A 14785-nucleotide genomic window follows, 5' to 3' on the forward strand; every position below is an offset into this window, starting at 1 on the left:
GCGGCAGCCAGGTAGTGCCGGGTTTCCAGGATATAAGCGTAGAGCGCAGCTTGATCACCCTCTCTTATCTTTCGCCAGATGGGGTGACCATAAACAAACTCTTCTGCAGCGGTATATTGCTCGTTCAGCAGAAAAATAACTTCTTCCGCATTGAACTGGGCGCCCAGCGCCGACAAGTTGAGACTCTGGGCAATGCGTTCGACAATAAAAGCATTATCACTAAGTGTAGAGATAGGCGCTTCCAGACTTCCCAGCAGCAGTACCGAGTGACTGCCGATAGTGCTGCGCGCTAAAAATGGAGGGCTACGCAACGGTTCAGATATATCGATATGAGTAGTTCGAGTAGTGAGGTCCATTTCTGATCCTGCCCTCCAAAGCGTTAGCGTCATTTACTCGACGATGGCTGCCCTAAGTTGCTTCGCCGCCTTCTCCGTACGTTCCACCAGGCCCACCAGCGCCTTGAGGTCTTCCGGCGCCAGCTTGCCGGCCTTGAGCTTGGTCTTGAGCTGTGTCAGCTCGGCAGTGGTTGGCTCAGTGTGTTCCGCTTTCACGTTCATGAAAGGACCCTCCAAAGTTGGTCGCAATCCCAGTACAGACCATCTGTACATGGCAAGCGCAACACTAGTAGCGGATGTTTCTTTAGGCAAACCCAAACAACGACAAAGTTGACCATTAATCGGCCCAGGGCATATTCATTGATTTTTATCGCGCAGCGAAATTAGCAAACGACAACTTATAGCCAACACTCCAGACCTTTTTGAAAACTTATAGCCAGCACCGATAAGGCTTATCGCCAATAACACAGCACAACTAAAGCCAAAGACAAAACCAATAAAAGCCACGCGCATTAATTGCTGGATCGAACATCATTTATCCGCAGTACTACTTGAACTGAAGGAGCACTATCGACACTCTGTTATCCAGCTATCCCTATTGCGATTGCCCAGCACTACTGATCAGGAGGAAGCGTCATGAGAGACATGCTGAGCGTGGACTGGTCGCGTATCCCGCCCCCCCAGGACGATGGCGCAGCCCGTCACTTGCAAGGCCTGCACTTGCCAGGGCTGCGATTGCCCTCCACCTCGGGCGAAGGGGTCGACCTGTCGACGCTGCCCGGCATAACGGTGCTCTATGTCTACCCGCGCATGGGACGACCGGATTTGCCGCTGCTGGAGGGCTGGGACATGACCCCCGGCGCCCGCGGCTGTACCCCGCAGTCCTGCGGCTTTCGCGACCTGGCCGAGGAACTCGCGGCCGCCGGGGCGGCGAACCTGTTCGGCCTCTCGAGCCAGGACAGCGACTATCAACGTGAAGCCGTCGAGCGACTGCACCTGCCCTTTGCCCTGCTCTCCGATGCACAGGGGCAATTGACCGAGGCCCTGGGGCTGCCGATGTTCGAATTGAACGCCACCCGCTTCCTGAAACGCCTGACTCTGATTCTCAAGGCCGGGCAGATCGAAAAGGTGTTCTACCCGGTGTTTCCACCGGACCAGAACGCCCGGCAGGTGCTGGCCTGGCTGCAAGCGCAACGCCAGGGATGACGCCGTGGCCTTTCGAGGAATAAGATCAGGCCCAGGAATGCTTCCTGCCCCATGCATCTCAGGATTTGATCAATGTCCCAGTTCCCCAGCATCGACACCGAAGTGCTGCGCACCTTCGTCGCCATCGCCGATGAAGGCGGTTTTACCCGGGCTGGAGAACGGGTCAACCGCACCCAATCGGCGGTGAGCATGCAGATGAAGCGCCTGGAAGAGGACGTGCTGCAACGCCAGCTGTTCCAGCGCGACGGACGCCAGGTCAAGCTGACCGCCGAGGGCCAGGTACTGCTGGGCTATGCCCGGCGCATCCTGAAACTGCATAGCGAAGTGTTCAATACCCTGCGCGAACCGCACATGGTGGGGCTGGTGCGCATTGGCACGCCGGATGACTATGTGATGCGTTTTCTGCCGGGGATTCTGTCGCGCTTCGCCCAGAGCTACCCGCTGATCCAGATCGAAGTGCATTGCGAATCGTCCAAGCAACTGCTGCAACGCCAGGACCTGGACCTGACCATCGTCACCCGAGAGCCGGGCAGCGAGATCGGCCAACTCCTGCGCAAGGAGCGCTTCGTCTGGGCCGTGGCCCAGTGCTTCACGCCCCATGAACAGACGCCACTGCCACTGGCGATGTTCAACAGCGACTGCTTTTGCCGGCTGTGGGCCTGCAACGCCCTGGATGCCATCGGCCTCGACTATCGCATTGCCTACAACAGCTCCAGCCTGTCGGCAATCATGGCGGTGGTCAGCGCCGGGCTGGCGATCACCGCGCAGCTGGAAAGCCTGATCACGCCGGACCTGCGCATCCTTGGCGAGAACGAAGGGCTGCCGGAGCTGCCCGAGGCCAGCATCATGCTGCTGCGCAACCTCAACCAGCCCTCGCCCATCACCGAATGCCTGGCCGAACACATCGTCGAAGGCTTCAAACTTTAAACGCCAGCATCACCGCACACACCACCAGGAAGCCGCAGAACAGGCCGCGCAACAGCCGCTCGGGCAAGGCGTGGGCGACCTTCACCCCCCAACTGATGCTCAGCAAGCCACCGGCTGCCAGCGGCAGACCGATCGCCCAGTCCACCTGATGGTGAAAGCCATAGGTCACCAGGGTGACCCCGGTGCTGGGTAGCGCCAGCGCCAGGGACAAACCCTGTGCTACCACCTGGGTGGTGCCGAAGACACTGGTCAGTACCGGCGTGGCAACCACTGCGCCCCCCACCCCGAACAGCCCACCCATGGCCCCGGAAGCGGCGCCCAATACCCCGAGCCAAGGCCAGGGGTAACGCATCCCGCTGCTGGCCGGAGCACTGGCCATGAACATGCGCAGCAGGTTGTAGGCCGACAGCACCAGAAGAAAGGCGACAAAGCCGATGCGCATCTTCTGTGCATCGATGCCCACCGCCCAGATCGAGCCCAGCCAGGCGAAACTGAACCCCATCAGGGCCAGGGGCAAGGCGTGGCGCGCCTCTATGCGGTTGCGCTGGTGATAGCGCCACAGCGCGAGTAGCACATTGGGTACAACCATGACCAGCGCCGTGCCCTGGGCAATCTGCTGGTCCAGGCCAAACAGCACGCCGAGCACCGGAATCGCGATCAAGCCACCGCCAATACCGAACAGCCCGCCCACCGTGCCCAACGCCGCGCCCAACAACAGATACATCATCAACTCGATCACAACCGCTCTCCTCACCTGAGAGCTGCATGCTACGCAGTCGGCCCTGGCACGGAAACGCATAGCAACGCACAATGGCTTTGCCGTTTTCGCATAAGCGAGTTGATCATGAATCCCAATACACTGACCGAACAACTGGGGCTGTTTCTTGATGTGCTGGAAGCGGGCAGCTTTTCCGCCGCGGCACGCCGCCATCCGCTGACGCCCTCCGCCGTGGCCCGGCGCATCGACAGCCTGGAAAACGCCGTGGGCACCACTCTGTTCATGCGTACCACCCACGCCGTGGTCGCCACCGCCGCCGGCCAGGCCTTTGCCGAACGGGCCCGGCGTATCGTTGCCGAGCTGCAACTGGCTCGGGCCGAGGCAGTTTCCCTGAGCCATGCCCCGGAAGGCCTGATCCGCATCGACGCCCCCGCTGCCTTCGGGCGCCGCCACTTGGCGCCGGCCATTGCCGATTTCCTGGTGCTCTACCCCGGGCTGGATGTGCAGTTACACCTGATCGACAGCTTTGTCGACATGCAGGGCTCCCACCTGGGCAAGGTCGACCTGGTGCTGCGCGCCGGCCAGCGCGTGGACACGCGGATGGTCGCCACCTCCCTGGCCAGCATCGTGCGTATCGCCTGTGCCAGCCCCTCCTACCTGAAAAGCCGCGGCACCCCCAGCCACCCCGCCGAACTCAGCCAGCACGACGGCCTCGACTGGGATGGCCTGGCGCCGCTGTTCGCCTGGCGCTTCGAGCTTGACGGCCAGGTGCAGAGCCATCGTCCGCAGCGTATACGCCTTGGTGCCAACAACGCTGAAGCCCTGCTTTCCGGGGCCTTGGCCGGGTTGGGCATTGCCCACCTGCCCACCTGGCTGGTGAGTGAATACCTGCTGCGCGGCGAACTGGTGCCGCTGTTCTGCGAAGGCGGCCTGCCCAAGCCGGAAACCGCCGGCATCTACGCCTTGCGCATGGAACAGCACCCCAATGCCCGTAGCCGCCTGCTGCTGGAGTACCTGAAAAGCCGCTTCAGCCCGGTTCCGCCCTGGGACCTGGCATTGCAAAGCGCGATGGGCTGAGACCTGAGGAGAATTATCTGGCGCATTAAAGACTCGCCCGCTAGATTCATGACCATTAATGATCAAGGCCGCCAACATGACCACCGAACGCTCCCCCCTGGACTCCTGCGATCAACTGCTGCTGGACAACCAGGTGTGCTTTGCCCTGCACTCCACCTCGCTGATGCTGACCAAGGTCTACAAGCCTCTGCTGCAGAAGCTGGGGCTGACCTACCCGCAGTACCTGGCAATGCTGGTGCTCTGGGAACGGGACGGGCTGACGGTCGGCGAGATCAGCCAGCGCCTGCTGACCGACCCCGGTTCCCTGACCCCGCTGCTCAAGCGCCTGGAGGCCGAAGGTCTGCTCAGCCGCACCCGCAGTCGGGAAGATGAACGGGTGGTGATTGTCCAACTGACGGAACAGGGCCGGGTGCTGCGCGAGCAAGCCCGGGACATTCCCCAGTGCATCCTCGGGGCCAGCGGCCGGAGCGTGGAGCAATTGCGTCAGTTGCAGGAAGATTTGCAGGTGTTGCGCGGGCATCTGCAGGACAGTCTTTGACGCTTTACTGGCAAGCCAGCCCCCTACGGCTAGGGCTAGCTTCTCAACCGAAAAAATATCTTTTTCAGAATCAATGAGTTGCCCATGACTCAAGGCTAATGAAGAGATTTTCAGCAAAATTTATCTTGCGCGCTAAATATTAGCGAGATACATTTATTTCGCACTTACTTAGCGCGCAAATAATTAGCGCAAAAATCACCTACCACGAGGCTTCCACCATGCAAACTCTCTACACCGCCGTTGCAACCGCCACCGGTGGCCGTGATGGCCGCGCTGTTTCCAATGACCAGATCCTCGACGTCAAACTGGCCACCCCCAAGGAACTCGGTGGTGCCGGTGGCCAGGCGACCAACCCTGAACAGCTGTTCGCAGCCGGTTACTCGGCCTGCTTTATCGGTGCCCTGAAGTTCGTCGCCAGCCAGAGCAAGCGCAAGATCCCGGACGACGCTTCGATCACTGCCCATGTCGGCATCGGCCAGATCCCCGGCGGCTTCGGCCTGGATATCGACCTGCATGTGAGCCTGCCCGGCCTGGCCCAGGACGAAGCGCAAAGCCTGGTGGATGCCGCGCATCAGGTCTGCCCCTACTCCAATGCCACCCGTGGCAATGTGGATGTGCGCCTGCACGTTTCGGTCTGAAACGGCAAATTCCAGGCATAAAAAAGCCCGACTCAAGGTCGGGCTTTTTCGTCTACAGGGGCGAGCCAGGTTTAAACCTTGGCGCGGCCTTTGTAGGAACCGCCTTCGCGGGTATCGATCTCGATCATGTCGCCGATTTCGATGAAGTCCGCAACGCTCAGCTCGGTACCGTTTTTCAGTTTGGCAGGCTTCATCACCTTGCCCGAAGTGTCGCCGCGCGCGGAACCTTCGGTGTAGTCAACCTGGCGCACGATGGTGGTCGGCAGGTCAACGGAAACCAGACGGTCTTCGAAGAACACGGCTTCGCAAACGTCGGTCATGCCTTCTTCGATGAACGGCAGAACCGCTTCGATGTCTTCGGCGTTCAGCTCGTACATGGTGTAGTCAGTGGTGTCCATGAACGTGTAGGTGTCGCCGCTGATGAACGACAGGGTCGCTTCTTTGCGATCCAGGATCACGTCGTCCAGTTTGTCGTCCGCACCGTAAACGGTTTCGGTCTTGTAACCGGTCAGCAGGTTCTTCAGCTTGGTCTTCATGATCGCGCTGTTACGACCGGACTTGGTGAATTCAGCTTTCTGAACCAGCCAAGGATCGTTGTCGATACGGATCACGGTACCGGGTTTGAGTTCTTTACCAGTTTTCATTGCGAATATCCGAATTTGGATGGGATTTACAAAAATCTAGGCCGCGTATCATATCCAATTTAGGTAAAACTGCACCAGCGCCGCAGCAAGATCGGGCTGGGAGCCTTGTTCCAGACACCATTGCTCGGCGTGCGCGGCGACTTCCGGCCAGTATTGCAGCAGGTTTTTCCAGGGTTCGGCCATCGATGCTTCGCTGTTCCAGGCCTGCCACAGGGCCAGTACTGCAGCCTTGGCCCCCGGGGAAAGGGTGCGGGTATAGAGGCCGAGAAAAGCTTCGAGCTTGTCCAGGTGGATGTCTTCATCCTGGCGATAGATATGCCAGAGCATCGGACGCCCGGCCCATTGCGCCCGAACGAAGGAGTCCTCCCCGCGCACCGCGTTGAAGTCGCAGCACCAGAGCAGCCGGTCGTAATCCTCCTGGCGCACGAAGGGCAGCACCTGAACGGTCAGCGACTGGCGTACCTGGGGACAGCCCGGCGCCAGCGGTTCCTCTCCCAGCCAGCGCTGCACATCGGCCAGAACGCGGCCTTCGGGCACCAGCAGATGAGTCGGCTGCCCGTCGTCGGCCAGGGCCTGCAACCAACTGGCAACCCCGGCATTTTCGTAGGCGAACAGCGAGATCAAGCGACTGCCGGCAACAGGCGATGCGCCCAGGGATTTCAGGAAATCCAGCCGGGCCTGGGGCCTGTCCTGGAAATCCCGGCGCTGCTCGAGCAGCCCGGCCTCGCGCAGCAAGCCGCCGGTATCGGCCTGGAATCCGGGAAAGAAGAAGTACTTCTGCACCCCGCGAAACTTCACGGAAGGCAGGCCATGGCACCCGCCGACCCAGTCCTCGGCGCTCAGGTAGTCCAGGTTCAGCCACAGTGGCGCACGCGCACGGTCGGCCATGGCGTCCATGTAGGCGTGGGGCAACTGGCAGGCGAAAGCCGCGATCACCACATCGGCCGCCGCCTCGTCCGGCCACTGGACGGGCCAGTGCCGCACCTGGACGCCATCCTGAATCTGGCTGGCCTTTTGGCTATCGATCTGCGGGCAGATCTTTTCGAAAGCGCGCAAATCATCGACCCACAGCCGCACCGCACATTGATGCTCGGCCACCAGTTGCCGGGCCAGGCGCCAGGTCACGCCGATGTCGCCGTAGTTGTCGACCACGCTGCAGAAAATATCCCAGGAGGCTTTCATTCCACTCCCCGATTGGCAAAGGCGCCGATTGTCCGCATAAATGCTCCTGCGCAGAAGAGCCAACCGCGATTATCTTCGTGCGACAATCGGCCCTTGCCCAACACCGCCCGCCAGGAGGCAGCCATGTCCCATCGTCCCACCGCACGTCGCTCCTTGCGCATCAGTTTCAACTTCCTGGCGCACACCGCCAGCATTGCCCTGGGCCTGTGGCTGGGTTTCCTGGCGATCGCCCTGACCTGCTGGCTGGCCTCGCACTACCTTTTCAGCCAGCAATTGGCTCCGGTCGCACAAGCGGTGCAGCAGTTGGCAAAACCACCGGTGGCCGCGCCACCTGAGCCACAGAACCGAATGTTCGAGCAGTACCAGGAAAACCTGCGCAAGAACGAGGAACTGCAATCCCTGGACAACGCCCGCAGCAACCTGCGCAACCTGTCCAACCCCAAATGCCAGTTCTGGTTGCAGCAGGACCAGACCGCGCCGAGCGAAAAAAGCCGGGCCAACGTCCTGCAATTCTGTAATTGACCATGAATAAACAGTCCGTCTGCCAACTGATTCTGCACCAGCTCCGGGACGACCTGGAGGTCGCGGTGCGAGCGGCACAAACCGCTTACGAAACCGCCACCCACGAAGAAAATATCGCCGAGAACAAGTACGACACCCTGGGGCTGGAAGCTTCCTACCTGGCCGCCGGCCAGGCTCGACGGGTCGAGGAAATCCGCCAGGCCCTGGGCCTCTGGCAGAACCTGAGCCTGCGCCCTTATGACCCGCAGAAGGGGATTCAGATCGGTGCGCTGTTGGGGCTGGAAGATGAGAACGGCCACGAACAGTGGCTGTTTCTCGGCCCGGATGGCGCGGGCCTGAAGGTCTACGTAGTGGGGCAACTGGTGACCGTCATCACCCCCCGCTCGCCCCTGGGCAACAGCCTGCTGGGCAAGTTCGAGAACGATGAGGTGGAGATCGTGGTGGCGGGCGCCCGGCAACAGTTCACTGTCACCGAGGTCCGCTAGGCAGGCTGGGGATCAGTGGACCGGCAATTCGACGCCGTCGAACAGCTCTTCCAGTTCCTGCTTGTTATGGCAGGCAATGGCCTTGGCCATGACTTCGCGGGTCAGGTGCGGGGCGAACTTCTCGATGAAATCGCACATGAAGCCACGCAGGAAAGTGCCGCGACGGAAACCGATCTTGGTGATGCTCGATTCGAACAGCTCGCTGGCATCCAGCACCACCAGGTCGCTGTCGAGCTTGGTGTCGACCGCCATCTTGGCCACGATGCCCACGCCCAGGCCCAGGCGCACATAGGTCTTGATCACGTCGGCGTCGGCAGCGGTGAATACTACCTTGGGCGTCAGGCCGCGATGGCTGAAGGCTTCGTCCAACTTGGAACGACCGGTAAAACCGAACACGTAAGTGACGATCGGGTACTCGGCCAGGGTTTCCAAGGTCAACTTCGGCAGCTTGGTCAGCGGGTGGCCCTGAGGCACTACCACGCAGCGGTTCCAGCGATAGCACGGCATCATCACCAGGTCACCGAACAACTCCAGGGCTTCGGTAGCGATGGCGAAATCCACAGTGCCGTCAGCGGCCATTTCGGCAATCTGCATCGGCGAACCCTGATGCATGTGCAAGGCCACATCCGGGTACTGCTTGATAAAGCTGCTGATCACCGGTGGCAAGGCGTAGCGCGCCTGGGTGTGAGTAGTGGCTATGGACAGGGTGCCCTTCTTCTCGTTGGAGAACTCCTGGGCGATCTGCTTGATGCTTTCGACCTTGCGCAGGATCTCGCCGGCGGTGGTGATGATGCGCTCGCCGGCCGGGGTCACGCGGGTCAGATGCTTGCCACTGCGGGCAAAGACCTCGACCCCGAGTTCGTCCTCGAGCAGACGGATCTGCTTGCTGATACCCGGTTGCGATGTGTAAAGGCTTTGCGCGGTAGCGGAGACGTTGAGGTCGTGGTGCGCCACTTCCCAGATGTAGCGCAATTGTTGAAGCTTCATATCAATCCCTCAAAGCAGGTAGACGCCACGGGTATCAGCGACGGTATATAACTATATTAATGGTCAGGAGAATAAATCTAGAACTTTTATTCAGAATTTTCCATTCCATCCTCAGGTATCGCCCTGACGTCGACGCTGCACCAGAGGCACCAGGTAAACCGGGACTTTGGCCAGTTGCAGAACTCGCGTTGCGGTACGCCCCAAAGGCGTTTGCGCCCCCACCCCATGGCTGTGACTTCCTACGATCAGCAAATCCACAGAGAGTTTCCCTGCCTGCTCCAGAATCACCTGGGACGGGTCCCCCTGAAGCACCCGCACCGACTGGATCAAGGTCAGGTCCTGCATCCCCTCCCCCAGTTCCTCGCGAAAACTGTCCAGCACCCGTTGCTCTATATTGGCCATCACTGTATTCAGGCCCTGGCGGTGAAACTCATTCAGCGACTGCTCATCCAGGTAGCTCTGCAACACTGATTCGGCGAACAGGCCCATGGGCTCCACGGCGTGCACTACATGTAAGTCGGCATTGAACGTTCGAGCCAGCTCCAGGGCATGTTGCATCACAAAGGGCGCATACAGACCGAGGTCAGTGGCATACAGCATCGAACGAATCATATGACCTCCTCAACTGCCAAGATGGCGGAGATTGATTCAGCTTAGCAGTGCCTGGAACTGTGGGAGGTCCGAGGAAAAACCACGGATTTTAGGACTCAAGCCTTGGTTTCGTTGCTCACGCCGTGCGGCACGTGACCGGTGGCGACCACTTCGCGAGCCAGCTCGCAGTGACCGGCCTGGTCGTCGAAGAACACGTCGGCTGCAAAGGCTTCGAGGAAGGCGGCTTTTTCCAGCCCGCCAAGGAACAGCGATTCGTCCAGGCGGATGTTCCACTCGCGCAAGGTGCGGATTACCCGCTCATGGGCCGGCGCGGAACGGGCTGTCACCAAGGCGGTACGGATCGGACTGGCCTCATCGGAAAACTCTCCCTGCAGCAGGTTGAGTGCCGCCAGGAACCCCTTGAACGGCCCGCCCGGCAACGGTTCTCGTGCCGACTGCCGCTCACTGGCCTGGAATGCCTCCAGGCCGCCGGACTGGTAGATACGCTCCGAGTCATCGGAAAACAGCACCGCATCACCGTCGAACGCTATGCGCAGTTCGCCATTTTCGGCGCGCCGGGTGCCGCCGGACAGAATGGTTGCCGCAGCAAAGCCGGCCTCTAGTGCACTGCGCACATCATCGGCATGGGTGGAGAGAAACAGGTCGCTGCCAAAGGCCGCCAGATAGGGATAAGGGCTGCGCCCGCCGACGAAGGCTGCTCGGGAAATGCCCAGGCCGTAGTGCTCGATCGAGTTGAACACACGCAACCCGGTGTCGGCACTGTTGCGCGAGACCAGCACCACTTCGACCCGGGCTCGGCCCAGGCTGGCATTGAGGCTGAGGAGTTTCTTGACCAGAGGGAAGGCATCACCGGGCTCGAGGACTTCCTCTTCATGTTCGATCTGGTACTGCCGATAGGCCTCGACCCCCTGGGCCAGATAGACCTTGTGGCTGTCGCCCAGGTCGAACAGCGCCCGCGACGAGATCGCCACCACCAGCTTGCCATCCAGGCCCTTTGCCATATTTCATCCCCTTAAAGGTAATAAGCCCAACTCAGGCGTGGTGCCGGTCGATGAAACTCAAGGCCTGGTACAACGCCTGGATCTTCGGCAGCTCACAACCTGCGGCCCGCGCTGCCGCCAAGGGTGCAGCATAGATAGCTGCCAGTTCCAGAGGACGCTGGTGCAGGAAGTCATGGTACATGCTGGGCCAGTAATCCGGCATGTGCTCGGTGGACTTGAACAGTTGCTGCGCATAGGCCGCAGGGATGACATGCCCGCAAGCCGCCGCCCCTTGCAGCACTTCCTGCATCAGGTCCTGGATCAGCTCGCGGCTGGCGGGGTCGGCCATCAGTGGCGTGGTACTGGCTCGGAGCAGAACCGACAGGCCGTTATACGGGACATTCCACACCAGCTTCTGCCAGCGCGCCTGCTGCAGGTTGCCCATGGCCTGGGAATCGAGCCCCGCCTCGCGAAACAGCGCGGCGCCCTCCTCGACTATCGCCTGGCTCAGGGTCGCATCGGCACTGGCCGGGCCACTGTGGTAACCCAGGTTTACCGCGCCAAGCGCCTGGTGCTCGATCTGCCCGGGCCCGGCGCGGTGCACACAGATAAAGCACAAGCCGCCCAGAAGATGCAGCGAATCGGGAAGCACCGCGCGCAGGTCGTCTTCGACATCCAGCCCATTCTGCAGCACCAGAACCTTGGCATCGGTGGCCGCGGCCTGAATGATCGCCGGCGCCAGATCAAGGTTGCTGGTGGTCTTGGCGCCCACCAGCAGCCAGTCGCAAGGCGGCATCTGTTCGGCATTGGCGTAGGCCTGCGCCGGCTTCAACGTCAGCTTGCCGTGCTGGCTGCTGTTGACTTGCAGCCCATGCTCGAGCACTGCCGGATATTCGCTGCGCAATAAAAAGTGCACGTCGAAACCGGCACGTGCCAGCATCACCCCGTAAAAACCTCCGATCGCTCCGGTCCCGATAATGCCTACACGCGGTTTACGGCCTGCACCCATCAAGGCAACTCCTCTGGTATTCGATTAAGCGCCTGACGCAGGCTCTCGCTGAGATCCTGCTGCGTCAGGCGCGACTGTAGCGCTCCATGAAACTCACCGTCGCGGACCACGAACAAAGCTGGCAAGTGGAACACCTGATAGCGCTGAACCGCACCGCCATTATCACCCGCATCGACCCAGCAAAGACGGTCGATGGGTAGCTCCAACTCCGGCAACCGCGCCCGGGCCCAACGGCAACTGGAACAGCCGACACTGGTGAAAACAACCAGGGAAACGCCGCCAAGGGCCAGTAATTGCTGGTCGATATCGAAATCGGTCAGTTCCAATTCGAGCACTATACTGGGGGAAACAATGTCAAATGGACGACACTCGGAGTCTGCGGTCATGGGACGTTTTCTGCCTCATCCTGATGATGTTCCGGTTGAACTGACCTTGCGCAAGCACGCCTGTATTTCACGCCAGCGGTTGCACACTATCAGCCTCGGTGGCATGGCGTGCAATTACCACCGTGCCTGGCGCCGCGGTACCGCGCTGGAGGTGTACATGCCGACGCTGGGGGATAACGCCCGTTACAACGGCTATGTCGCCTGGTGCCTGAAACGCAAGCGTGGCTACCTGGTGGGCATCGCGTTCGTCGACGAACAAACGTTGTTTGGCGCGCGCATGGGTGAGCAGGTGTGCCAGATCGCCCGCTACTGTCGCCTGCATGAACCTCAGAGCGAACAGCAATGCATTGAGGCACTGGCGCTGGATTGGGTCGAGCAGCACGCAGAAGACTATTCCGAAGACCGTGTGCACCAGGCCTTTGTACAGCCATAGCCCAATAAAACCGCCACCTGCCCATTGTAGAGTCACCGGCTAACGCGCTAAGGTTCCGCTCCCCGACGCGCTCAAATCCGCTGTGCTCCGCCGCGCGGGGATCGCTGGCGGCCGGCACCCGTGACCTGACGAGTAACACGATGGCTGATTTACCGATCAACGACCTTAACGTCGCCTCCAACGAGACCCTGATCACCCCTGATCAACTCAAACGAGACATCCCGCTGAGCGACACCGCCTTGCGCACCGTGACCAAGGGTCGCGAAGTGATCCGCAATATCCTCGACGGCACTGATCACCGCCTGTTCATCGTCATTGGGCCCTGCTCGATCCACGACATCAAGGCAGCCCACGAATACGCCGAGCGGCTCAAGGCACTGGCGGCTGAAGTTTCCGACACCCTGTACCTGGTGATGCGCGTTTACTTCGAGAAACCGCGGACCACCGTCGGCTGGAAAGGCCTGATCAACGACCCTTACCTGGACGACTCGTTCAAGATCCAGGACGGCCTGCACATTGGTCGCCAATTGCTGCTGGACCTGGCTGAAATGGGCCTGCCTACTGCCACTGAAGCCCTGGACCCGATCTCCCCGCAATACTTGCAGGACCTGATCAGTTGGTCGGCCATTGGTGCACGTACCACCGAATCCCAGACTCACCGCGAAATGGCTTCGGGCCTGTCCTCGGCCGTGGGCTTCAAGAACGGCACCGACGGTGGCCTGACTGTGGCAATCAACGCCTTGCAGTCGGTTTCCAGCCCTCACCGTTTCCTGGGGATCAACCCTCAGGGCGGCGTGTCGATCGTAACCACCAAGGGCAACGCCTACGGCCACGTGGTGCTGCGCGGCGGCAACGGCAAGCCCAACTATGACTCGGTCAGCGTCGCCGTCTGCGAGCAGGCCCTGAGCAAGGCCAAGATCAAGCCGAACATCATGATCGACTGCAGCCACGCCAACTCCAACAAGGACCCGGCACTGCAGCCGCTGGTTATGGAAAACGTGGCGAACCAGATCCTCGAGGGCAACCAGTCGATCATCGGCCTGATGGTGGAAAGTCACTTGAACTGGGGTTGCCAGGCGATTCCGAAGAACCTGTCGGAACTGCAGTACGGCGTATCGATCACCGATGCCTGCATCGACTGGGAAAGTACCGAGAAGACCCTGCGCGGCATGCACGCCAAGCTCAAGGACGTCTTGCCGAAACGCGATCGCAGCTGACCCTTTCCTGCAGACACAAAAACGCCGGGCCAAGCCCGGCGTTTTTCATGGTCGCCCCGGTCAGAGCTTTGCTGCGTGGCGCTGATGACGCTCCATATAGCGCTCTACGTACGAGCACGACGGAATCACTGTGTAGCCCATGCGTTCGGCGTACTCCAGCGCCTGCTCGGTCAACGCCGCAGCAATACCGCGCCCACGCAGTGCGTTGGGCACGAAAGTACGATAGATATCCAGGGTCTGCTTACCCAGGTCCATATAGGTCAGGTAGGCACGATGACCGTCCACATTGGTCTCGAACTGATGACCAGCCTGGTCATGGTGGATGGACAACGCCTCGCTCATCACTACTCCTTGCGGGTCTGGAATGCTGACCCCTACCTTACCGATGTTTTTCCGGCGAAGGAACAACTTACGCCACCTCGTGCCTGTCGGCCGCCCCGTAGAAGCTCTCGTCCTTGCGCCATCAGCACGTTACAAAATATAGGCGCCATTGGCACAAATGCTCAAGCCACACTCGTCACAGATCGGCGCAAAACCTTGTTGAGGCTGTGTACGATCCTTAGTCGGGATCGATACCCAAACGTCTTGAGACGGTACATCGCCGGATGCTGAAACATAAGACGAGCGCCGCCTCTTAAAGTCACCCACAAGATGCTTAAACATAGGTTCAGGGCTGAACAAATTCTGAAGAAAAGTGCAGTCGACACAATATAGACCGACTTTAGCCTAGGCTCTGAAACAGCGCCTGGAAACTCCGATAACGATGCTGGCAAACAAGCAGCATTCGGCCCCGGAGCTTCGTCGCTGAATATTTTTTATACAACCCGCTAAAAAGTTGCTCGAAAAAGAAACAACGCCTAGAATTTTTTTTGCTTCTTGCGCTACGTCA

General features: G+C 60.1%; 19 protein-coding genes. 9 read left to right on the forward strand and 10 right to left on the reverse strand.

Going from position 1 to position 14785, the window contains the following annotated elements; translation table 11 throughout:
• Window positions 1-389 precede the first annotated feature (389 nt).
• Window positions 390-557: a hypothetical protein gene (locus BLS75_RS32370; RefSeq protein WP_015636538.1), complete on the reverse strand. Its 168-nt coding sequence runs from the start codon at window positions 555-557 to the stop codon at window positions 390-392.
• Between the two features lie 414 nt (window positions 558-971).
• Here BLS75_RS32370 and BLS75_RS08150 point away from each other — a divergent pair, with 414 nt between their 5' ends.
• Together BLS75_RS08150 and BLS75_RS08155 are read left to right on the forward strand one after the other, a co-directional pair.
• The gene (locus BLS75_RS08150) at window positions 972-1541 is read left to right on the forward strand and encodes a peroxiredoxin (protein WP_011062532.1); all 570 of its coding nucleotides are present in this window, start codon (window positions 972-974) and stop codon (window positions 1539-1541) included.
• Between the two features lie 72 nt (window positions 1542-1613).
• Window positions 1614-2468: a LysR substrate-binding domain-containing protein gene (locus tag BLS75_RS08155; protein WP_041119395.1), complete on the forward strand. Its 855-nt coding sequence runs from the start codon at window positions 1614-1616 to the stop codon at window positions 2466-2468.
• On the opposite strand, the gene BLS75_RS08160 is transcribed toward BLS75_RS08155, so the two are convergent.
• Window positions 2458-3207 carry a sulfite exporter TauE/SafE family protein gene (locus tag BLS75_RS08160; RefSeq protein WP_072450621.1) on the reverse strand — a complete coding sequence of 250 codons (750 nt, stop codon included), beginning with the start codon at window positions 3205-3207 and terminating at the stop codon, window positions 2458-2460. The genes BLS75_RS08155 and BLS75_RS08160 overlap by 11 nt on opposite strands.
• Window positions 3208-3312: 105 nt before the next feature.
• Between BLS75_RS08160 and BLS75_RS08165 the strand changes: the two genes are divergently transcribed.
• The 3 genes from BLS75_RS08165 (at window position 3313) to BLS75_RS08175 (ending at window position 5439) form a co-directional block, all read left to right on the forward strand.
• Entirely contained in the window at window positions 3313-4263 is a 951-nt protein-coding gene (locus BLS75_RS08165; RefSeq protein WP_011062535.1) for a LysR family transcriptional regulator, read from the forward strand.
• A 76-nt stretch (window positions 4264-4339) separates the two neighbouring features.
• Complete coding sequence (locus tag BLS75_RS08170) at window positions 4340-4801, forward strand: MarR family winged helix-turn-helix transcriptional regulator (protein ID WP_011062536.1); 462 nt, start codon at window positions 4340-4342, stop codon at window positions 4799-4801.
• Between the two features lie 218 nt (window positions 4802-5019).
• Window positions 5020-5439, forward strand: coding sequence for an organic hydroperoxide resistance protein (locus tag BLS75_RS08175; protein WP_072450622.1), 420 nt, complete (start codon window positions 5020-5022; stop codon window positions 5437-5439).
• 71 nt (window positions 5440-5510) lie between these two features.
• Here the strand turns inward: BLS75_RS08175 and BLS75_RS08180 are convergent, their stop codons facing one another.
• Window positions 5511-6083 (reverse strand): elongation factor P, encoded by a 573-nt coding sequence (locus BLS75_RS08180; RefSeq protein ID WP_007931398.1) that lies wholly within the window; start codon window positions 6081-6083, stop codon window positions 5511-5513.
• A gap of 48 nt (window positions 6084-6131) precedes the next feature.
• On the reverse strand, window positions 6132-7265 hold the full coding sequence (gene earP, locus BLS75_RS08185) for an elongation factor P maturation arginine rhamnosyltransferase EarP (RefSeq protein ID WP_072450623.1): 1134 nt from the start codon (window positions 7263-7265) through the stop codon (window positions 6132-6134).
• 123 nt (window positions 7266-7388) lie between these two features.
• Between earP and BLS75_RS08190 the strand changes: the two genes are divergently transcribed.
• Window positions 7389-7787 (forward strand): hypothetical protein, encoded by a 399-nt coding sequence (locus tag BLS75_RS08190; protein ID WP_072450624.1) that lies wholly within the window; start codon window positions 7389-7391, stop codon window positions 7785-7787.
• 2 nt (window positions 7788-7789) lie between these two features.
• Window positions 7790-8272 (forward strand): GreA/GreB family elongation factor, encoded by a 483-nt coding sequence (locus BLS75_RS08195; protein ID WP_072450625.1) that lies wholly within the window; start codon window positions 7790-7792, stop codon window positions 8270-8272.
• Window positions 8273-8284: 12 nt separating this feature from the next.
• Here BLS75_RS08195 and cysB read toward each other — a convergent pair whose 3' ends face one another.
• From cysB to BLS75_RS08220, 5 genes are all read right to left on the reverse strand, one after another.
• Complete coding sequence (gene cysB, locus BLS75_RS08200; protein WP_011062541.1) at window positions 8285-9259, reverse strand: HTH-type transcriptional regulator CysB; 975 nt, start codon at window positions 9257-9259, stop codon at window positions 8285-8287.
• Between the two features lie 111 nt (window positions 9260-9370).
• Window positions 9371-9871: a universal stress protein gene (locus tag BLS75_RS08205; protein WP_011062542.1), complete on the reverse strand. Its 501-nt coding sequence runs from the start codon at window positions 9869-9871 to the stop codon at window positions 9371-9373.
• 95 nt (window positions 9872-9966) lie between these two features.
• Entirely contained in the window at window positions 9967-10872 is a 906-nt protein-coding gene (locus BLS75_RS08210) for a 5'-nucleotidase (protein ID WP_015636544.1), read from the reverse strand.
• A gap of 31 nt (window positions 10873-10903) precedes the next feature.
• Window positions 10904-11860 carry a putative 2-dehydropantoate 2-reductase gene (locus BLS75_RS08215; protein ID WP_011062544.1) on the reverse strand — a complete coding sequence of 319 codons (957 nt, stop codon included), beginning with the start codon at window positions 11858-11860 and terminating at the stop codon, window positions 10904-10906.
• Window positions 11860-12246: a thioredoxin family protein gene (locus BLS75_RS08220; protein WP_072450626.1), complete on the reverse strand. Its 387-nt coding sequence runs from the start codon at window positions 12244-12246 to the stop codon at window positions 11860-11862. Before BLS75_RS08220 ends, BLS75_RS08215 begins: the two co-directional genes overlap by 1 nt.
• Here BLS75_RS08220 and BLS75_RS08225 point away from each other — a divergent pair.
• Window positions 12245-12679, forward strand: coding sequence for a PilZ domain-containing protein (locus BLS75_RS08225; RefSeq protein ID WP_011062546.1), 435 nt, complete (start codon window positions 12245-12247; stop codon window positions 12677-12679). The two genes, BLS75_RS08220 and BLS75_RS08225, sit on opposite strands and share 2 nt — an antisense overlap.
• A 140-nt stretch (window positions 12680-12819) precedes the next feature.
• Window positions 12820-13896 carry a 3-deoxy-7-phosphoheptulonate synthase gene (locus BLS75_RS08230; RefSeq protein WP_011062547.1) on the forward strand — a complete coding sequence of 359 codons (1077 nt, stop codon included), beginning with the start codon at window positions 12820-12822 and terminating at the stop codon, window positions 13894-13896.
• Window positions 13897-13956: 60 nt separating this feature from the next.
• Here BLS75_RS08230 and BLS75_RS08235 read toward each other — a convergent pair whose 3' ends face one another.
• Window positions 13957-14238, reverse strand: coding sequence for a GNAT family N-acetyltransferase (locus BLS75_RS08235; protein WP_011062548.1), 282 nt, complete (start codon window positions 14236-14238; stop codon window positions 13957-13959).
• Window positions 14239-14785 lie beyond the last annotated feature (547 nt).

It is taken from the genome of Pseudomonas sp. NFPP12 (assembly GCF_900103205.1).
GTDB classification, from domain to species: Bacteria; Pseudomonadota; Gammaproteobacteria; order Pseudomonadales; family Pseudomonadaceae; genus Aquipseudomonas; species Aquipseudomonas protegens.